We start from the raw sequence: 20,680 nt of genomic DNA, 5'->3' as shown, positions 1-20,680 counted from the left end.
GCTACCAACAGGAAGTAAGGAGACTGCAACCGATGCAGGATATGCAAGCAAAATTGCGCGCCGACTACCGTCCGGCCGATCACACCATTGGATCGGTCGATCTGCTGTTTCGACTGGAAGAGCATGGCACGCAGGTGATCGCGGTTTCACAGGTAAAGCGGCAAAACCCCGCCGCCACTCAGTTGGTGCTGGACGGCGATCAGCTGCAGTGCATTGGTGTGGCGATTAATGGTGAAGCCTTGGCGGCTGACCGTTTCGAGGTGGGTGAGAATGGGATGATCATCCAGGCCGATCTCGCGGAGTTCGAACTGACGGTTGAGACCTGGCTGGACCCCGCCAACAACACGGCCCTGGAAGGGTTATACAAGTCCGGTGGGGCCTATTGCACTCAATGTGAGGCTGAGGGCTTTCGGCGCATTACCTATTTTCTTGATCGCCCCGATGTTCTGGCGCGTTACAGTACGCGTATAGAAGCGGATAAAGCCCTGTACCCCTATCTGTTGTCGAACGGCAACAAGGTGGCCAGCGGCGATCTGGCGGATGGCCGGCACTTCGCCCAGTGGCAGGATCCTTTTCCCAAACCGAGTTATCTGTTTGCTTTAGTGGCGGGTGACTTTGATGTGCTGCGTGATCGCTACACCACGGTCTCAGGCCGCGAGGTGGCGCTTGAGTTGTTTGTTGATAAAGGCAATCTGTCCCGCGGTCAACATGCGATGGATTCGCTGAAGTTGTCGATGCAATGGGACGAGCAGCGCTTTGGTCTGGAATACGATCTGGATATCTACATGATCGTTGCCGTCGATTTCTTCAACATGGGAGCGATGGAGAATAAGGGACTGAACGTCTTTAACTCAAAGGCGGTATTGGCGGATCCGCAAACGGCGACGGATGATGAGTATCATCGGATCGAATCCATCATTGGCCACGAGTATTTCCACAACTGGACCGGAAATCGGGTGACCTGCCGTGATTGGTTTCAGCTGAGTCTGAAAGAGGGTCTGACGGTGTTTCGCGATCAGGAGTTTTCATCGGATGTCGGCTCAGAGGTGGTCAACCGGATCTTGGCGGTGAAAACCATGCGTAACCATCAGTTTGCCGAGGATGCCGGGCCGATGGCGCACCCGATCCGGCCGGATAAAGTGATCGAGATGAATAACTTCTACACGGTCACTGTGTATGACAAAGGCGCGGAAGTGATCCGTATGCTGCATACCCTGTTGGGGGAGGCACGCTTTCAGGCGGGCATGCGGCTGTACTTTGAGCGGCATGATGGCCAGGCGGTAACCTGCGATGATTTCGTGGCGGCCATGGCGGATGCCAGCGGGGTGGATCTGACGCAATTTAGCCTCTGGTACAGTCAGTCAGGCACTCCGGTGGTCGAAGTGTCTGAGTCGTACGATCCGGTGGCTCAGCGCTATCGATTGACCTTGAAGCAGCATACGCCGGCCACGCCGGACCAAGCACAGAAGCGGCCACTGCATATCCCTGTGGCCCTGCAGTTGCTGAACCAACAAGGTCAGGATCTGCCGCTGCTGATCGACCGCAAAGCCGTTGCCCCGGTACTGGATCTAACCGGATCCGAGCAGAGTTGGGAATTTGAGCAGATCGCCGGCCCTGTGGTGTTGTCGCTGTTTGATAATTTCTCGGCGCCAGTAAAGGTGATGCAACCACAAAGCGAGTCTGATCTGGCTTTGTTGATCGCGCACGCTAAGAACGATTTTGTTCGATGGGATGCCAGTCAGCGCTTGTTGGCGCAGCAGATCTTCGCCATGGTCGAGGAGGAGCAGACTCAGCTCAGCATGACCGTGGTTGATGCGCTGCGGGCGGTGGTGCTCAATGACGGATTGGATCCGGCTTTGGCTGCAGAGATCCTGACGCTGCCAGCGGAAGCCGCATTGGCGCAGGAGAAAGCCGGTTTGGATGTCGAAAGCCTGCATCTCGCGCGCAAAGCGGCGCTGACACAGTTGGGTCTTGAACTTGAAGATGAGCTGAGCGCGCGCTACCGCGCCTGCATACAACCGGAATACCAGCAAACGGGCGCGGCGGTGGGGGAGCGGGCGCTGAAGAACGCTTGCCTGCTCCTATTGGCTCATGGCGGTAAGGCCAACAGTGAGCAACTTTGCCTAAAGCAGTACCATACTGCCAATAACATGACCGATCGTTTGGCGGCGTTGAATGCACTGAATCAAGGCGCCCTGCCTGGAGCAGCCGATTGTATGCTGGCATTTGAACAGCAATGGCGAGACGATGCGTTAGTAATGGATAAATGGTTTGTGCAGGTGGCAACCGCTGCTAATACCGATGTTTTGACGCATATCAAACAGGCGATGGCTCATCCAGCGTTTGATATGGCCAACCCAAACCGGGTTCGGGCGTTGATCGGTGCTTTCGCTTCACTCAACCGCAATGGTTTTCATGCACCGGATGGTTCCGGTTACCGTTTCTTGACCGATCAGCTGATCGCACTGAATGGGATCAACCCTCAATGTGCCGCACGGATCATGACGCCACTGATGGCGCTCAAAGAGGTCGATGGCGAACGTCGAACCTTGATGACAGTGGAGTTAGAGCGGTTGGCATCGTTGCCAGATCTGAGCAAAGATCTTTATGAAAAAGTATCAAAGTCATTAGGTTAGGTGTACAGGAGGGGGAGTTTTACTCCCCCCTATTTTTATGCAGTCTCATCGTTTTTTTCTCAATATCGGCTGGCAGGAGATGCAGCGTTATTATCGTGGTCAGGCCGATCGGGTGGTCTGTCGCTCGACACAAGGAAAGGTGTTGCACATTCACCCACGCTTCTTTCGACCCTTCTTACGATCCGAGGGGGTAAGGGGATGGTTTACGTTGACGCTCGCGGCAGACGGTAGCCTACTTAGTTTGGAGCGAGGTGCGTAGTTTAGAGTGTTAACTTCAAACGGAAGGGCCGGTAGGTGCCGTAGCACCCTGAAATCCATGCAAGAAAAAACCACTATTAATCAAGACTTTGGGTGAGATCAAGTTTGTTCTGCTGACAGTATTTAAATCTTCATATTCAAATGTTCGTTTGAAACTTCGCTAAGCCGTTAAAATTAAAGCTCTTTTAAAACCCAAAGTGGTTGCGGTTGACTGATGGTTGGGATAACAATTGGGTAACTCCGTGGTAACGGATGCCAATGTTCACAACTATCAGGGAAGGGAGAGAAGCGATAATGACTGCAGGTGCATTCCGCTTTCGTAGATCCGTCTTGGCCGCCAGTGTCACCGCCGTGCTTGCCGGGCCAGTTCACGCAGTTTCGTTCAATTGGGGAGATATTGAAGGGAGCTTTGATTCGACATGGACCGTGGGGGCGGCTTGGCGGGCTGAGGATCGCAACCTCGATAACCTAGCCAAGAGTAACCGGTTTGGCTGGAACGGCTATGGCTTTGTGAATTTCAATGGCATAGCGGCCGGCTTCAATGATCTTCGCCTCGAGTCCAGCCAAATCTTCGCGATGCCTGGCTCCTATTCCGCCAACGGCGATCTGGCCAACATGCTCTATGACAAAGGCGATACCTTTTCTGAGCTGTTTAAAGGCTTGCACGAGCTCGAGTTGGTGTACGACAACATGGGCGTCTTTGTGCGTGGCATGTACTTTTACGATAATAAGCTGAAAAACGGCAGCTTCAATTACCGCGATCCACTCACAGGCAAAGAGTTCGATGTCTGTGAGGATAAAAAGGCCAGTGAATACGCGTGTTCAGACATTCGCTTGTTGGACGCCTATTTTTTTGCTGACTGGGAATTGGGCGAGATGCCATTCTCCCTGCGGATCGGTGAGCAGGTGGTTAGCTGGGGTGAGAGCACGCTGATCAGCCATGGGATCAACTCGATCAACCCGGTCGATCTGGCACGGCTGCAGGCACCAGGCTCTGAGTTAAAAGAGGCGTTCATCCCCGTCGGCATGGTGTGGGCCAGTTTGGGTCTGACTGACAGTTTCAACGTCGAAGCCTATTACCAATATCGCTGGGAAGAAACGCGTTTGCCAGTGACGGGTACCTACTTCTCCAGTAACGATTTTGCCGGTGCCGGTGGTTATGTGAGTAATGCTCAGTTGGGCTTTACCTCCAACCCGGACATCAGTCTCGACCATCTGCTCAGTGAATACAACCTGTTGGCAAAGAGTGCGTTGTCTGGTCAGATCGGCGCTGACGACTTGGGCGCAATGGCGCTGGCTTATCCCACCAAAACCACCTTGATAGGTCATGAGCAAAAGCCGGATGACCAAGGCCAGTACGGCATCAAGTTGAGCTATTTCTCGCCGGCGCTGAACGACACCGAGTTTGGCCTCTACTACATGAATTACCACAGTCGTCGTCCTATCATCTCGGGCCAAACCGCCGACTTCCGTAGCGCAGCAGTGACGGCGGATCTGCAGACATTGGGGGCGATCGCCGCCAGTGGCCAGGATGTCACGCGCAGCGATCTGCTGGGTCTTAATAGCTTCTCTAAAGCGGTGATCGAGTACCCGGAAGACATTAAGCTCTATGGTGCCTCGTTTAATACGACTTGGGGCGATACGGCAGTGGCCGGTGAAGTGGCCTTCCGACAGGATGAGCCACTGCAGATCGACGATGTGGAGCTGTTGTTTGCTGCCATGCCGGAGCAGTTGTTTAACGCTGATCCGGTGACCTATGGCGTGTTTGAAGGCCTGTCACAATATGTTCTGCCCGACGGCAGTAAAGCGATGCCGGGCCAATCGGCCCAAGGCTATGTCCTGACGGACTCAACCCAAGCGCAGGTGACCTTTACCCACATCTTTGGCCCAACCTTGGGCATGGATAATCTGGTGATGTTGGCGGAAGTGGGGGGTGTCTGGTTGCACGATATGCCGGATCCGTCCGTGCTGCGCATGAACGGTCCTGGGACGGAGCGGGCAGGCGCGGCGGGCCGAGAGTCATCCTTAGGGGTATTGAATCTGCTGCATAACGGGGCCGAGGAAGATGCGTTTCCAACCGACAATGCTTGGGGTTACCGATTGATCGCCAAGGCGGACTTTAACAATGCGATGTTTGGCTGGAACATCTCGCCACGGGTGGTGTTCTCTCATGACGTGAATGGCACCACACCGGATCCGCTGTTCTTGTTCATTGAAGAGCGTCAGTCGGCGGCGTTTACCCTGTCCGGAGATTACCAGAGTACCTGGTCGATGGACTTGAGTTACAACGCCTTCTGGGGCGGCAAAGGCTCAACCAATGCCTTGGAAGACAAAGATTTTGTCTCCTTCAATATCAAGTTTTCAATCTAGTTCAGGGATGAAGTTTATGAATAAGTACACCTTGTTAGCGTCGGCATTGAGCCTTGTGCTTGGCAGTGCCGGTGCCCTTGCTCAAGTGAGTCCTGAGCAGGCTGCGGAATTAGGCAAGTCGTTGACGCCGATCGGTGCGGAAATGGCGGGCAATGCGGATGGCTCTATCCCGGCGTGGAATGGTGGGATCACGCAAGCGCCTTCGGGGTACAGCGAAGGTCAATTTCATCTGGATCCCTATGGCGCTGATCCCAAACTGTTTACCATCACCAGTGCCAATATGGCGAAGTACGACGCCTTTTTAACACCGGGTGTGAAGGAGATGTTCGCCAAATACCCGGACAGCTTTGAGATGAACGTTTACCCGACGCATCGCAGCGCGTCCTATCCGCAGTTTATCTACGACGCCAGCATTGAAAATGCAACCAAGACCAAGTTAGTTGCTGGCGGTAATGGGATCTCAGGAGCTGCAGTGGGTGTCCCGTTCCCCATCCCGCAAAATGGTATCGAAGCGATCTGGAACCACGTATTGCGTTATCGCGGCGCTTCGGCGGAGATCCAGCGCAACCAGGCGGCACCGACGCCTTCGGGTAAATTTACCTTGGTGGAAACCAATGAGCAGATCCAGTTCCTTTATGGGATCCCAGGTACCGATCCGGCGGTGTTAGCCAAGGATAACCTGCTGTTTTACTTCAAGCAGGTGGTGACGGCGCCGTCGCGTCTGGCGGGTACCGCGCTGCTGGTGCATGAAACCATGGATCAGAGCAAGCAGCCGCGTCAGGCGTGGACCTACAATACCGGCCAACGTCGAGTGCGTCGGGCACCCAACGTGGCCTTTGATACCCCGGGAACCGCGTCGGATGGCCTGCGGACAACGGATGATTTTGATCTGTTTAACGGCTCGCCAGAGCGTTACAACTGGGAGTTGAAGGGGAAGAAAGAGATCTACATTCCCTACAACGATTATCGATTGCATAGCGATGGTGTCAGCTACGATGAGATCATCCAGGCAGGCCACATCAATATGGAGTTGGTGCGCTGGGAAAAACACCGGGTGTGGGAGGTGGAGGCCACGTTAAAAGACGGGGTACGTCACCTGTACAAAACGCGCACCTACTACCTGGATGAGGACAGTTGGCAGATCGCGCTGGCGGATCTTTATGATAATCGCGATCAGATGTATCGAGTCGGGATGGCCCATGCGGTGAATTATTACGATCAGCCCTTGGTGTGGACCACGCTGGAGGTGTTCTACGATCTGAACTCTCGTCGGTACATGGCGATGGGCTTGGATAACGAAGGCAAGGTGGCCGATTTTGGCGTTGAGTTGAAGGCCAGTAACTTTACTCAAAATGCGTTACGCCGCTCTGGTCGACGTTAATTCCGTATGGTGGGGGGGCTTTTGAGGCGCCCCTTTTTTGGGTGGTTCTATGCGGTTATTTGGTGTTATCCCTGTCTTTATATTAATACTTTCCCCTTTGGACGCTTTGGCCGTCGATGATCCCGCTGATCTGGTGGCGAAGGCATCGTTGGCGCCGGTTATGGATCTTAGTGTTGGACCCAGTGGTCTGGTTGCCGTTGGCGATCGCGGTCATATCTTGCGCGCGACACAGAGCGGTTGGGAGCAGCAGGCAGTGCCGGTTCGCTCATTGCTCACCGCGGTCAGCTTTGCCGGTGAGCAAGGTTGGGCGGTCGGTCATGATGCCACCATCTTGCAGACGGAGGACGCCGGTAAGACGTGGCAGATTGCGGATCAGCGGCCCGAATTGGATAAGCCTTTGCTGGATGTACTGCCACTGGACGGCTCAACGGTGTTGGCCGTTGGTGCGTACGGGCTGATGTTCCGTCGTGACGGCCAAACCGGTTCGTGGCAAGAGGAGTTTCATGACGAGCTCTTGCACGAAGAGGACAAGGCGTATTTGGACGAGCTGAAGCTGGAAGACAACGTCCTGTATCTCGATGAGCGGGGTGCCATCTTGCCGCATTTCAATCGGATCAGACGGCTTCGCTCCGGTCAGCTCTATTTGGTGGGGGAGATGGGATTCATCGCCCGCTCCGATGATCTCGGCCGGATCTGGCAGATGTTGCCGCCATTTTATGACGGTTCCTTGTATGACGTGCTCGAAACCCCCAGTGGTAGCCTGATCGCCATGGGGTTAAGAGGGCATCTGTTTCGAAGTGAGGATGGTGGTGAACAGTGGCAGGAGATCGACAGTGGTATCGATGCAACGGTCAATCAAGCCCTGTTGCTGGCGGATGGTCGCATTGCCATGGTCAGCAACGCCGGTTATCTGCTTATCAGTGACGACGATGGCCTGAGCTTTCGTGTGATTGAGGTGGCAAAGGGAAAAGATCTGGTCGCGATCGCCCAGACGCTGGATCAACGGATCGCCATCGCTGGGAGCGATGGTGTCGCTTGGATCGACATACCGCAGTAGGGGCGCCATTCGATGGAAAAATGGATCAATAAACTCGAACTTGTCTTGTTTCGACACCGCTTAGTGGTGTTGGGACTGTTCACCATCATTACCTTGGCGCTGGGTATTGCAGCCTCTCAGTTAAGAATGGATGCCGCCTTTACCAAGAATATCCCGTTGAACCATCCCTATATGAAAACCTATATGGATCATCGGGAACAGTTTGGTGGCGCAAACAGCATTATGGTGGCAGTGGCGGATCAACATGGGGATATCTACAACCCCAAGTTTTTTGCGGTACTGAGGCAAGTGCACGATCAACTGTTCTTCATTCCAGGGGTCGACAGAACTCAGGTTAAATCGCTGTTTTCCCCCTCGACGCGATTTACCGAAGTGGTGGAGGATGGCTTTCGTGGCGGGCCGGTGATCCCGGCCGACTTTACCCCGGATAGCGCCGGCTTGGCGCAGGTGCGTTCCAATGTCGAAAAGGCGGGGATCATCGGCCGCATGGTCACCGAAGACTTTGGCGCCGCGATGGTCACCGCGTCGTTGCAGGACTGGGTGCCTATCCCCGAAGAGGAGCAGATAGAGGGCGGCCCGACAACGCGGCCGATGGACGTGCTGGCGTTTGCCGAGCAACTGGAGCAGCAGATCCGCGGCCAGTTTCAAGATGACGATATCCAGATCCACATCATTGGGTTCGCCAAGATGTCCGGCGACATCGCCGATGGGGCGAAGGATGTGGTGCTGTTCTTCCTTATCGCCATCGCCATTACGGCGCTGATGGTGTATGCCTTTTCCCGTTGTTGGTCATTAACGGTGCTGCCGTTGGCGTGCTCGTTGATCGCGGTCGTTTGGCAGATGGGCGGGCTGACCCTATTGGGATTCGGCCTGGATCCCATGTCGATCTTAGTGCCGTTTTTGGTGTTTGCCATTGGGGTGAGTCATGGCGTCCAGATGATCAACGCGGTGGGCCATCGCGTTGCGGAAGGGGCCACCGCTAAAGTCGCTGCCGAGTCGGCGTTTCGCAGCCTGCTGGTACCCGGGATGGTGGCATTGCTCTCGGACACGGTCGGTTTTCTGACCTTGCTGGCGATCGATATCGGGATCATCCGCGAGCTGGCGATCACCGCATCGCTTGGGGTGGCGATGATCATCCTGACCAATTTGATCCTGCTTCCTCTGCTGCTGTCCTATACCCGCTTCCATCCGCACTATTTGGCCCGAGTGCGCGCGAGCCAAGGCAAGATCTGGCGTGGATGGCACTGTATAGCCGGTTTTGCCGAGGGTAAGCGTGCCAGCATAGTGATCGGGTTGACGGCGTTGTTGTTTATTGCGGGTTGGATGCAGGCACAGACGATGAAGATCGGTGATCTGCACGCTGGCGCGCCGGCTTTGAAGGCCGACTCTGTCTATAACCAGGACACCCAATTTATTACCGATAATTTTGCCATCACCACCGATGTGTTGACGGTGATCGTCGAAGCGTTTCCAGAGGCCTGTACTTATCACCATGTGATGGATCACATTGATCGCTTTCAGTGGCGGATCGAGAACGTCGATGGGGTGCAATCCACCGCCTCCTTAAGCTCGGTCTCTAAACTGGTCAATGGCGGTTATAACGAAGGCAATCCCAAGTGGCGGGTGCTGCCTCGCACAACGGCGACGCTGGTTCAGGCGACATCGCGGATCCCCACTTCGTCAGGCTTGCTCAATGGTAACTGCTCGGTGATGCCGGTTTACCTGTTCTTGCAGGATCATAAAGCCGAAACCATGGACAGAGTGGTCGCGGCGGTTAAGGCGGAACTGGCGCACTTTAATAACGACGAGTTGACCTTCCGTCTGGCATCGGGCCCGGCCGGGGTGATGGTGGCGACAAACGAAGCGGTGGCGGCGGCACAGACGCCCATGTTGCTCTATGTCTACGGCGCGGTATTTTTGCTGTGTTTGGTCAGTTTTGGTTCCGTGCGCGCCACGGTGGCGGTGATCCTGCCGCTGTTTGTCGTATCAACCTTGGCACAGGCGTTGATGACGCTGCTGCAGATCGGCCTCACCGTCAGCACATTACCTGTGATCGCACTCGGCGTCGGGATCGGTGTGGACTATGGGATCTACATCCTTTCGACGATGTCGCCATTGTTGCGTCAGGGCGTGCCGGTGAAAGACGCCTATCTGCAGGCTCTGTGTGAACGGGGCAATGCGGTGATCTTCACCGGGATCACCCTAGCTGTCGGTGTCAGTACCTGGGTGTTCTCGACCTTGAAATTCCAAATGGATATGGGCGTGTTGCTGACCTTTATGTTTCTGGTCAATATGCTGGGGGCGATTGTGGTGTTGCCGGCTCTGGTTCGCATGTTCTGGCGCAAATAACGCAGAGGTTATCGTGTATGAATAAAGGCCGCAGAAATGCGGCCTTTTTTGCATAAACAAACATTCGATGCGCTTGGGTGTTCATTGCGCAGCAGATGAACGCTGCGTTTCGGTCAGAATGGACGTGTCGTGGCTCACAATGTTGGTAAAAGGGTGATAAGCTTCGGCATAAATGGGCCGGAGAGAGCCCGTTTCACAACGATAAACAAAAATGATCCCAGCCTGTGCGATAGGAATTACCACGATGGCGACACTTCAATCCAGCCCGTCCGTTTTGTTAGATAATGTGGTGGAGCTTATCCGCCGGAAAAACCCCGAGACAGAAGCCCACTTACTGAACACGTTTGCCCGTATCCTGTTCGGTACCTTGTCAAAAGATGAACTGAATCAACGCAAAGACAGTGAGCTATATGGCGCCACCTTGAGTTTATGGAAGAGCCTCAACGATTCACCGCAAGATGGGTGCTTTAATCAGATCTACAACCCGGGCCAAAGCACGCATGGTTGGAGTTCGTCCCATACCATCATTGAGATGGTGCAGCCGGATATGCCGTTTTTGGTTGATTCGGTCGCCATGGCATTGAATCGGTTTGGGATCTCGGCCCACTTGATGATCCACACGCCGATCGCGATCAGCCGCGATGAGCAGGGCAAGGTCATCGAAGTACGGTCTGTTATGGAAGCACCGGAGACGTTTGAGCGGATCTCCGTGTTTCTTATTGAAGTCGAAAACCAGGCCAGTGAAGCGGCTCGACGAGCCTTGTCCGATGAGCTGAACTCAATGCTGGAGGATGTGGTGGCCTCCACCGAAGGTTGGCGGCCGATGCAGGCTCAATTGGCCAAGGTGATCGAAGAGGTCAAGACCGCGCCGAAGATCGGTGCCGACCGTGACCGAGATAATGCTTTAGATTTCTTGGACTTCATCTCCGATCATCACTTTACCTTCCTGGGCTATCGCTACTATGAGTTAAAGCGAGTCGAGGGAGATCTCGCCCTACAGCCCTGCCACGACACCAGTTTGGGCACCCTAGCAAACCGGCCAAGCCAACATCAAGGGTTGCTGTTATCGACCCTGCCCGAAGCCGCGCGCAAAGAGGCGTTAAGCAGCCACTACCTGATCTTGACCAAGACTAATGCGAAAAGCCGGGTGCACCGGCCAGCTTACATCGATTACGTCGGGATCAAGCGGTTCGATAGTCAAGGTCATGTGGTCGGGGAGCATCGCTTCATCGGTTTGTACGCATCGACGGTGTATAACCGCAGCCCGGGCCAGATCCCGTTGATCAAACAGAAGATGCAACGGGTGATCGAGCGCTCCGGATTGGCGCCGCGCAGCCACGATCATAAGGCGCTCGTGAACATTCTGGAAACCTTTCCACGGGATGAGCTGATCCAGGCCACCGAAAAGCAGTTGCACGAGACCTGCATGGGGATCCTGCATATGCAGGACAGAGACAAGGTGCGGTTATTTGTCCGGCGAGATCTGTTTGGGCGTTTTGTTTCGGCCTTGGTCTACACCTCGAAGGAGCGTTACAACACCCATCTGCGCGTGCGCACCCAAGCCTTGCTGGCGGCCTTTTTCCAGACGGACACCTCGGTGGAGTTTACCACCTACTTTTCCGAATCCACCTTGGCCCGAACCCTCTATCTGATCAAGGTCGACGATAACAATATGGATATCGATGTGAACGAATTGGAGACCAACCTGGTCGAGCTGGCACGCACTTGGGAAGATAAACTGGACACCGCCCTGCTTGACTGTCGTGGCGAGGCGGAGGGTAAGTCGCTATCCCGGCGTTTCATTAATGGTTTTCCGCGCAGCTACAAAGAGGACGTACTCCCCAACGCGGCGCTGGAGGATATCGACCAGTTATTGGCGCTCGATGCCGAGCACCCTTTGGGTATGCTGTTCTACCGACCACAGGAGTCGGCGTTGGCTTTACGCCATGTCAGCCTGAAGCTGTACCATAAAGATGAACCTATCCCGCTGTCGGATATCCTGCCGATGCTGGAAAACTTCGGGCTTAGGGTGATCGGGGAGCGGCCCTATAAGGTGATCAGCTCTGAGGGAGAGGAGTTCTGGATCCTCGATTTTGCCATGACCATCAAGGGCGAGATCTCAGAAAGCATTACCAGCTACCAAAAGCGCTTTGAGCAGGCTTTGGCGCAGACGTGGGCCGGTACCTTTGAGAACGATGTGTTTAACCATTTGGTACTGACGGCGGGGTTAACCGGGCTGGAAGTGACGGTTTTGCGTGCCTACGCCAAGTATATGCGTCAGCTCGGCAACACCTTCTCCCAGCGCTATATTGCCGAAACCTTGGATCGTTATCCTGAGATCACCCGCTTGTTGATGGAGATCTTTCGTCGGCGCTTTAAGCCTGGCGGCCGAACCAAACACGATATCGAACCCTTAAAGGCCAAGGTACTGACCCAATTGGATGACGTGGCCAACCTGGATGACGATAGGATCATCCGTCGCTTTGTCGAACTGCTGGAAGCCACTTTAAGGACCAACTTCCATCAAGTCGACGCTCAGGGGCAGCCCAAGGCGTATCTGTCGTTTAAGTTTCAGCCGGAGCGGATCCCAGATATCCCGCTGCCGGTGCCGAAATACGAGGTCTTCGTCTATTCGGCCCGGGTGGAAGGCGTCCATCTGCGGGGGGGCAAGGTGGCGCGGGGGGGCTTGCGTTGGTCAGATCGACGGGAAGATTTTCGTACCGAGATCTTGGGTCTGGTCAAGGCCCAGCAAGTGAAGAATACCGTGATCGTGCCCTCTGGCGCTAAAGGCGGCTTTGTCTGTAAGCAGTTGCCCAAAGAACGCGAGGCGATGCTGGCGGAAGGGCAGGAATGTTACCGGACCTTTATCCGCGGTCTGCTCGATATCACCGACAATATAGTGCAAGGTGAGCTGCAATTACCCAGCAATGTCGTTCGCCATGATGAGGACGATCCCTATCTGGTCGTAGCCGCCGACAAAGGCACGGCCACCTTCTCTGACATCGCCAATGCGATATCACAAGAATATGATTTTTGGTTGAATGATGCGTTTGCTTCCGGCGGTCAATTTGGCTATGACCATAAAAAGATGGCGATCACGGCGCGGGGGGCCTGGGAGTCGGTTAAACGGCATTTCCGTGAGCTGGGGATCGACTGTCAGAAAACCGATTTTACCTGTTTGGCGATTGGGGATATGGCCGGAGATGTGTTTGGCAACGGCATGTTGCTGTCCAAGCATATTCGTCTGCAGGCGGCCTTTAACCACATGCATATCTTCATCGATCCGGATCCGGATCCGGCCCGGAGCTACAAAGAGCGTGCACGCCTGTTTAAGTTGCCGCGTTCCAGTTGGGAGGATTACGACGCAAGCCTGATCGCCGACGGGGGCGGGATCTTCAGTCGTTCGGCCAAGTCGATCAAACTGACCCCCCAGATCAAGACGATGCTGGGCAGTAAAAAAGGCCAGATGACCCCGACTGAGCTGGTGCATGCGCTGTTGCAGATGGAGGTGGATCTGCTTTGGAATGGCGGGATCGGCACCTACGTTAAGTCGGCCAGTGAGACCCATGTCGACGTGGGCGATCGTGCTAACGATGCAGTGCGGATCAACGGCAGTCAATTGCGGGCCAAGGTGGTCGGGGAGGGGGGTAACCTCGGCCTGACCCAACTGGGGCGGATCGAGTATGCGGAGTTTGGCGGGCGGATCAACACCGACTTTGTCGACAACGTTGGCGGTGTCGACTGCTCAGATAATGAAGTGAACATAAAGATCTTGTTGGATCAGTTGGTGGCGGAAGGCGAGCTGACGGTGAAGCAGCGCAACCACTTACTTGAAGAGATGACTGACGAAGTCGCCGAGATCGTGCTGCAAGATTGTCGCGAGCAGACCTTGAGTATCTCGGTCACCGAGATCAACAAGGACACCCAGCTCAAAGAGCAGATCCGCTTTATTCATTATCTGGAAAAGGAGGGCAAGCTCGATCGGGCACTGGAGTTCTTGCCTGCGGACGATGAGCTGGGGGAGCGGATGGCTGCAGGCCATGGGTTAACACGACCCGAGCTGGCGGTGTTGGTGGCCTACGCCAAGATGGTACTTAAAGAGCAATTGGTTGATCCGGTGATCACCGATAACGCTGAGCTGTCAAAGCGCTTGTTGCGCTATTTCCCTCAGCGGCTTCAGGCCAAATTTGCCTCCAATATGTCTGAGCACCCGCTGCGCGGCGAGATCATCGCCACCAGTTTGGCCAATAGCATCATTAACGACATGGGCTTGAACTTCATCCAACGGATGCAGGATGAGACTGGGGCCTCAGTCTGTGAGGTCGCTATCAGCTACACTATTGCCGCCCAAGTGTTTGACTTTGACCGGATCAAGGCAGAGATCATCGAACTCGATGGTACCGCCCGCAGTGCCGATCAGTATCGGATGTTGTGTTTGCTTCAGCGGACAGTGCGTCGCGCGACGCGTTGGTTCTTGCGTCATCGCAGCGGAAATCAAGATATTGCCCAAAACGTGGCCATGTTCCGTCCGGTCGTGGCGGAGCTGGAGCAAAGTTTTGACCAACTGTTGCATCAAGATGAAGCGCAGGAACTCGCGCTTAAGGCGGACGAGGAGATCAAGCTGGGCGTGCCTAAGCCATTGGCGTTAACCATCGTCAGGCTGAGCACGCTGTTCTCGGCATTGGACATTACCGAGATCGCTGAAGCGGAGCACAAACCGGTTCGTTTGGTCGCTGAAACCTACTTCCGTCTGGGCGCCGAGATCGAGCTTCACTGGTTCCTGGCGCAGATAAATGAGCAGGCAGTGGCCAACCACTGGCAAGCGTTAGCCCGCTCCGCGTTCCGTGAGGAGTTGGATTGGTTACAGCGACGCTTGACGCGCGTCGTGCTCGGAAACTGTCAGACGGTCTGCCAAGCCGATGTCATAATCGAACAATGGGTCAATGAAAATCAAGCAACCTTGAATCGATGGATGCAGATGGTCGCGGAGTTTAGAACCTCCAAGAGCCATGAGTTTGCCAAGTTCTCAGTGGCGCTCAGGGAGCTAAACCTGTTGATCATGCGCTGCGACGCCGTTGCAGAATCGATGTAAACAGAGATATCAAGGAGAAGCCCCGGTGTTGGCCGGGGCTTTTTTAGAACAGGAGAAATGATGTTTTACCGCCTTGCACAGAAAGTACTGTTCCAAACCAACCCGGAAGTGGCTCATGCGATCGCAATGAATGGGATCCGTATGACCTCGAATACGCCGCTGGATCTGTTCTATCGTCAGAACGTTGCCCACGCGCCGGTGGAGTTTATGGGAGTGACCTTCCCGAACCCAGTTGGTTTGGCTGCAGGTATGGATAAAGACGGTGAGTGCATCAACGGCTTTGCAGCCATGGGCTTTGGCCATGTCGAGGTTGGCACTGTGACCCCGCGTCCACAACCCGGCAATGACAAGCCGCGCGCTTTTCGCCTGAAACCAGCACGTGCGATCATCAACCGCATGGGTTTCAACAATAAAGGCGTTGATAACCTGGTAGCGAACATCAAGGCGTCAAACCCAGGCGACTGCGTGATCGGCGTGAACATCGGTAAGAACAAAGACACACCGTTGGAAGAAGGTAAGAACGATTACCTGTACTGCATGGAGAAGGTTTACGAGGTATCCGGCTACATTGCGGTCAATATCTCATCGCCAAACACGCCGGGCCTACGTAGCTTGCAGTACGGTGAGATGTTGGACGATCTGCTCTCCTCACTGAAAGCTAAGCAGGAAGAGTTGGCAGAGAAGCACGGTAAATATGTGCCGATCGCCTTGAAGGTTGCCCCAGACCTTTCTGACGATGAGCTCAAAGCGGTGTGTGATTCGCTGTTACGTAATCGCTTCGATGGCGTGATCGCCACCAACACCACATTGAGCCGAGAAGGGGTAGAGCATCTGCCAGAGCACGGTGAAATGGGTGGTTTGTCCGGTGTGCCGTTGCGCGAGCGCGCGACCGTGATCATCGATAAGCTGCATCAGAACCTTGGCGATAAGATGCCAATTCTGGGCTGTGGTGGTATCGATTCGGGTAAAGATGCGATGGATAAAGTGGATGTGGGTGCCAAGATGGTTCAGATCTATACCGGCTTTATCTATTGTGGTCCGGAATTGATTAAAGACATTACTGATGCTTATTTGGCGCGCAAATAAGTCATTCGCTCTTTAAATGAAAAGGAGCCGAAAGGCTCCTTTTTTTGTGCGATCAAAACGATCGAGGATCGGATCGTTTTGATCGCACTTTAAGTTTTAGTAAGTGACTATTTTTGTTGCAACTTGCTTGATATTTGCACTAGCATAAAGTGTGTCTGTGGAAAGGACTCGTCACGATGTCATTAATGCCTGAGCAAACTTGGAAATGGTTCTATCATATTGAGCTCAATAAGCTGGCTATTCAGCTGGGCGGACATATGGCGTTTTTATCCGGGTATTCCCGTAAGCAGATAATCCCTGACGGCTTGTATGACTTGCCATTTTCGGCCGAGCACGCCAACTATTATCAAGACTGCGTACAAAAGTTGGAGCAGCAACTGCCGGTAGAGGATACGGTACGGGTACAGTTGGCTTTGAATATGACCGCCGCACGGTTCTTCTCGCTGCCGATGATGCCAAAGAGTTGGCACTTCAAATCCAGTCCGCACATAGTGTACGCCACCCAATGTAAACTGGTCACATTACAAACAGAGCAGGGCAGACATCAGTTTATTGTCATTGAAGCGTATGAGCAGTGTGCATTATTGATGTTAGTCGATGCGACTTGTCCGTTAAAAAATGGCAAGAGTCTGTCTCAGTTTGCTTTGATCAAAGTCATGAACGATCGTTTGATGCCAGCGATGCAGAGCAAAACGATCCGTATTGTGGCGGCATAACGATCGTCGATCGTTTATTGAACGTATTACCTTTAGCTGCTGAAGGGCTCCTCAACCAAAGCCCAAGTTCATGGGAACTTTGCCGGGGATTTACGGCTATCGGCTTAAGGTGCAGTGTGTGAGCAGTCGCATCCACATTTCCATCCCCGAACGCATAATCCAGGCTCGAAACCAGTTCGAATGGTTGAATGTCACGCAAACGCTTGCACAGCCCTTGTCGTTAGGCGGCTCTGATTGCTTTGGTCGTGATTTGGGTCGCCGACATTTGAATCAAAAAAGGCGATCCCGAAGGACCGCCTTTCAGCTATCACGATCTTACGCTTAGAACGCGGAACGTGTTTTGAGCATCACATCGTTAATAGCAATCGCTGCATTAGCAGCATTGCTGTCCAAACGGAAACGAAGCTTTGTTTGCGCGGGAAGCGGGCTTGTGAGTTCGATCATCCCCTTGTAAGCGCTGCCTTGAAGCATCACGTAGTCAAAGTTATGTACCTGAATGCTCTTCCAGCCATTTTCATCGGCCATCTCAACAAGCAGACGGTCAGACCCGCTGATATTTTGGCCTCTAAACTCGTAGCTGAGTTCTAATTGACCCATCTCCTGTCCTTTCAAGGCGCCGGAGAGTTCCACTTCGGGCGTCGAAGTGGTGAGCGAAAATGCGTTATCAACAGGCTTGTTCGAAGCACTCCAACCGGTCACCTGCTGCCAGTCCTGCCATCCGCTCAGGCGGACAGAGTCGACGGTGACGTATCCGCCATCGCCATTAAACTGGACTTGAATGCCAATGCGCATGTCCGTCGGGAAGCCGCCGGCTGGCGCATCCAGTGTCCAGCTGTGCTCGCCAGTAATACGATTCCCTTTGACGGAAGCCGCTTTTTGCCACTCATTGCCATCGTGGTATACGACGTTCAGCTGTGATGATTTGAACAACTCCGTTTTACGATCGACGCGGCCTCTACGCTCGAATTTCTGGTGGTTCGGCACCAGCAGTTCGAGTTTGATCTGTTCAAAAACGGAACCGTCAAAGCTTTCTGCCGTTGCAAGGAAGGCATTCTCGGCCAGTTTCTTGCCATCGAATTCAACGGCAGACGGACCCATGTTCCGCTCTCCGTTATTTTTCGTTAAGCCCACACCGGCACCGGTAGATTTCCAGATCCCCCACTCGCCAAAGGGTTCGAAAATGGTGTTACCTATCACCATCCATCCATCCAGAGGGTCATAGTTCACGACGCGTAAATAGTTCGGGTCGTTGCGCTGATCCGCGTGGAATTGCTTCTGAGCGTCAATAACGGAGGCAAGCACTTCGTGGTTCTGTGGATCTTGGATTGCGGGCACAAAGAGGTCGTCGCCAGTGGTCACCGCTTCATCCAGCATCATTTGACGCAGGCGGGCGATCTCATCGGCATACGCTGGGTCATCAATCAGGTTGTACAGGTTGTCGGGATCATTGGCGACGTCATAGAACTCTTCCGGCATGCGGTATTCTATTCGATTGACCCAGTCCTCAACGATAGGGGCAAGCTCAGGGTTGGCCGCTGCCTCCTTGAACATACGCCATGTGAACATGCCCGTGGTAACGCTGCCAAATCGTTGACTACCATTCGCCCAGGCGTTCAGGATGTAAAGCGAATCTGTTGTCTGGATCGCCCGAGATGGGTTGCGATCGTTCTGCTGTTTATAGACAAACTCACGCCAAGGCCCTACCTCTTCCTGATGCAGCATCGGCAGGAAGGAACGGCCGTCAACTTCCATAGGAATGGGCTGCCCCACCACCTCGCTAAAGGTCGGAACCAGATCGATTGAGCCCACCATATGTTCATCGTTCACCGATCCGGCTTCAACCACGCCAGGCCAACGGACGATTAAGGGGGAAGCCGTGCCATGATTGTAGAGCGAGGTTTTCGCGCCAGGCAGCTGTGCACCATGGTCGGAGATGACGACGATCATGGTGTCATCATAAATCCCCCCATCGATCAGCGCTTGGATCATGGCGCCCGTTGAGTCATCCCCACGCTTTACCGTGTTGTAGTAAGCGGCAACCTCATCAAGCATGTGTACGTTTTCGACACCATCGCGTGTTGTGCCTACACGGGCGTATTCCGGCAGAACGGGGAACCAGCTCGGATAGGGAACCTCATCCGCGGTGTAGATCCGGCTTGGATGATTGCCTGTCTCTTCAATCGACCCTTTGCGTGGGTGCCAACCATAAAAAGGGGTATGCGGGTCGAAGATGTTGAGGTTAAAGAACAGGGGTTGATCGCTCTCCTTTGCATCCTCAATGGCTGCCATCATCTTGTCGTAGATGTTACTCGGCACACGGGTTGAGCTATAGCCATCGTATTCGACATCCCAGGAACTGTGTGGCTCGAAAGGCATCTGGTGCGGGTTCTTCCCCATCACACCCGTATGATAGCCGGCGGCTTGAAACACGGCGGGCATGGTATTGCGAAGCGTGTGGTTACCTGCCCCCGCTTTGCCCAGCGAAAAAATGCGGCTATTTTGTTGATACATTCCGGTCATCATGAATGCTCGGGAAGGCGTACAGTTGGCTGCCATAACGTGAAAGTTATTGAAGCGCATCCCTTCATTGGCCAGACGATCGAGATTTGGCGTAATGTCCTCCAGTTGATTCCCGTAAGCGCCAAGGCTGTTGAGATTCAAGTCGTCGAACGTAACAAACACAACATGCGGTTGGGCAACCGCATAGGTTGAAGTGATTAATGCAGCCACAGGCGCCAGTCGCAACAACCTTGAAACATTACTCATGTGTCTTCCTTTTTTTATAATTCAGGCCCAAGGTGGCAGAGTTATTGAAACCACCCCAAACCCATTTTATTTTCTTTACCAAAATTCCTGCTGTTGCTCACAAAGTAATTGACGTTGAACAGCTGCTATCCCGACAAATTCCATAACAACTTGGCTCGTCCTGGGTTTTACGAGGATAGAGAACCGTTCACGGTACCTGTTACATAAGGGGGCAGTTACGGAGCATAGTCACCCATGGCATAGGTCAAGTTTGGACGGAGAGACATTGGCAAAACGATGCTTGTTTAAAAGTTCTGGGATCGGGTCGGAGTGGAGTGGTCACACAGTGCTTAATAGCTGTCCGTTTAAGTCATTGATAGCCAAAGTCTTAATTTCTAAGGGGAGCCCATGTCAGAAAATCTAGGCAGCCTTGATGTTCAGAAATTTTGTGGCACGGATTGCCCGAAGGGACAGTCAACGAGGTGTGCTGTATGGTTTTGCTTGAAGGAACTGGGAGAGGGCCAAGCTCTGTTCATAGAGATACAAAAAAGCCAACCGCGAGGTTGGCTTTTTTGTGAAATGTGGTTGCGGGAGCCGGATTTGAACCGACGACCTTCGGGTTATGAGCCCGACGAGCTACCATGCTGCTCCATCCCGCGACTGTTGTGCCGTATTTTGCTTCCTGGCAGGAAGTGGTTGCGGAGACCGGATTTGAACCGATGACCTTCGGGTTATGAGCCCGACGAGCTACCATGCTGCTCCACTCCGCGTCCGAGTGATTTCAAAGTTGGTTGCGGGAGCCGGATTTGAACCGACGACCTTCGGGTTATGAGCCCGACGAGCTACCAAGCTGCTCCATCCCGCGTCCTCTTTGAAAGCGGAGCGAACTATAAAGATTCTGCCTCGCTGCCGCAAGCATTATTTTGGATCTAACCAACTGACTGATGATTTGATCGCCAAAGGGGCAAAATACAGTTTCCTTTCGGATAT

The 20,680-nt window shown here is 53.8% G+C and carries 10 protein-coding genes and 3 tRNA genes; 9 read left to right on the top strand and 4 right to left on the bottom strand.

Annotated features, from left to right (window positions below; translation table 11 throughout):
• The first annotated feature begins 32 nt into the window (after nucleotides 1–32).
• The 9 genes from pepN to ABEA08_RS16250 all read left to right on the top strand — a co-directional run bounded on the left by pepN (nucleotide 33) and on the right by ABEA08_RS16250 (nucleotide 16,945).
• On the top strand, nucleotides 33–2,636 hold the full coding sequence (gene pepN / locus ABEA08_RS16290; RefSeq protein ID WP_345336429.1) for an aminopeptidase N: 2,604 nt from the start codon (nucleotides 33–35) through the stop codon (nucleotides 2,634–2,636).
• A 37-nt stretch (nucleotides 2,637–2,673) separates the two neighbouring features.
• Complete coding sequence (locus ABEA08_RS16285; RefSeq protein WP_345336427.1) at nucleotides 2,674–2,895, top strand: DUF2835 family protein; 222 nt, start codon at nucleotides 2,674–2,676, stop codon at nucleotides 2,893–2,895.
• A gap of 293 nt (nucleotides 2,896–3,188) precedes the next feature.
• Entirely contained in the window at nucleotides 3,189–5,264 is a 2,076-nt protein-coding gene (locus ABEA08_RS16280; RefSeq protein WP_345336426.1) for a DUF1302 domain-containing protein, read from the top strand.
• 16 nt (nucleotides 5,265–5,280) lie between these two features.
• Nucleotides 5,281–6,645: a DUF1329 domain-containing protein gene (locus tag ABEA08_RS16275; RefSeq protein ID WP_345336425.1), complete on the top strand. Its 1,365-nt coding sequence runs from the start codon at nucleotides 5,281–5,283 to the stop codon at nucleotides 6,643–6,645.
• Between the two features lie 49 nt (nucleotides 6,646–6,694).
• On the top strand, nucleotides 6,695–7,702 hold the full coding sequence (locus ABEA08_RS16270) for a WD40/YVTN/BNR-like repeat-containing protein (protein WP_345336424.1): 1,008 nt from the start codon (nucleotides 6,695–6,697) through the stop codon (nucleotides 7,700–7,702).
• A gap of 12 nt (nucleotides 7,703–7,714) precedes the next feature.
• Entirely contained in the window at nucleotides 7,715–10,051 is a 2,337-nt protein-coding gene (locus tag ABEA08_RS16265) for an efflux RND transporter permease subunit (protein WP_345336423.1), read from the top strand.
• Nucleotides 10,052–10,295: 244 nt separating this feature from the next.
• Nucleotides 10,296–15,143, top strand: a complete 4,848-nt coding sequence (locus tag ABEA08_RS16260; RefSeq protein ID WP_345336422.1) for an NAD-glutamate dehydrogenase — start codon at nucleotides 10,296–10,298, stop codon at nucleotides 15,141–15,143.
• A 60-nt stretch (nucleotides 15,144–15,203) separates the two neighbouring features.
• Nucleotides 15,204–16,229 carry a quinone-dependent dihydroorotate dehydrogenase gene (gene pyrD, locus ABEA08_RS16255; protein ID WP_345336421.1) on the top strand — a complete coding sequence of 342 codons (1,026 nt, stop codon included), beginning with the start codon at nucleotides 15,204–15,206 and terminating at the stop codon, nucleotides 16,227–16,229.
• A 176-nt stretch (nucleotides 16,230–16,405) separates the two neighbouring features.
• A complete protein-coding gene (locus ABEA08_RS16250; RefSeq protein WP_345336420.1) occupies nucleotides 16,406–16,945 on the top strand; it encodes a cell division protein ZapC domain-containing protein in 540 nt (179 codons plus the stop codon).
• Between the two features lie 321 nt (nucleotides 16,946–17,266).
• Here ABEA08_RS16250 and ABEA08_RS16245 read toward each other — a convergent pair whose 3' ends face one another.
• The 4 genes from ABEA08_RS16245 to ABEA08_RS16230 form a co-directional block, all read right to left on the bottom strand.
• A complete protein-coding gene (locus tag ABEA08_RS16245; RefSeq protein WP_345336419.1) occupies nucleotides 17,267–19,711 on the bottom strand; it encodes a sulfatase family protein in 2,445 nt (814 codons plus the stop codon).
• A 561-nt stretch (nucleotides 19,712–20,272) separates the two neighbouring features.
• Nucleotides 20,273–20,349, bottom strand: a tRNA-Met gene (locus ABEA08_RS16240).
• Nucleotides 20,350–20,383: 34 nt separating this feature from the next.
• Nucleotides 20,384–20,460 (bottom strand) — tRNA-Met (locus ABEA08_RS16235).
• A gap of 18 nt (nucleotides 20,461–20,478) precedes the next feature.
• A tRNA-Met gene (locus ABEA08_RS16230) sits at nucleotides 20,479–20,555 on the bottom strand.
• Nucleotides 20,556–20,680 lie beyond the last annotated feature (125 nt).

Source organism: Ferrimonas pelagia, from assembly GCF_039543565.1.
In the GTDB taxonomy this organism is placed as follows: domain Bacteria; phylum Pseudomonadota; class Gammaproteobacteria; order Enterobacterales; family Shewanellaceae; genus Ferrimonas; species Ferrimonas pelagia.
This window is presented reverse-complemented; position numbering and strand designations above follow the sequence as displayed.

Excerpts from the sequence above, each read along its gene's own strand:
- pepN (WP_345336429.1), top strand. The coding sequence starts at position 33 with ATGCAGGATATGCAAGCAAAATTGCGCGCCGACTACCGTCCGGCCGAT.
- ABEA08_RS16285 (WP_345336427.1), top strand. The coding sequence starts at position 2,674 with ATGCAGTCTCATCGTTTTTTTCTCAATATCGGCTGGCAGGAGATGCAG.
- ABEA08_RS16280 (WP_345336426.1), top strand. The coding sequence starts at position 3,189 with ATGACTGCAGGTGCATTCCGCTTTCGTAGATCCGTCTTGGCCGCCAGT.
- ABEA08_RS16275 (WP_345336425.1), top strand. The coding sequence starts at position 5,281 with ATGAATAAGTACACCTTGTTAGCGTCGGCATTGAGCCTTGTGCTTGGC.
- ABEA08_RS16270 (WP_345336424.1), top strand. The coding sequence starts at position 6,695 with ATGCGGTTATTTGGTGTTATCCCTGTCTTTATATTAATACTTTCCCCT.
- ABEA08_RS16265 (WP_345336423.1), top strand. The coding sequence starts at position 7,715 with ATGGAAAAATGGATCAATAAACTCGAACTTGTCTTGTTTCGACACCGC.
- ABEA08_RS16260 (WP_345336422.1), top strand. The coding sequence starts at position 10,296 with ATGGCGACACTTCAATCCAGCCCGTCCGTTTTGTTAGATAATGTGGTG.
- pyrD (WP_345336421.1), top strand. The coding sequence starts at position 15,204 with ATGTTTTACCGCCTTGCACAGAAAGTACTGTTCCAAACCAACCCGGAA.
- ABEA08_RS16250 (WP_345336420.1), top strand. The coding sequence starts at position 16,406 with ATGTCATTAATGCCTGAGCAAACTTGGAAATGGTTCTATCATATTGAG.
- ABEA08_RS16245 (WP_345336419.1), bottom strand. The coding sequence starts at position 19,711 with ATGAGTAATGTTTCAAGGTTGTTGCGACTGGCGCCTGTGGCTGCATTA.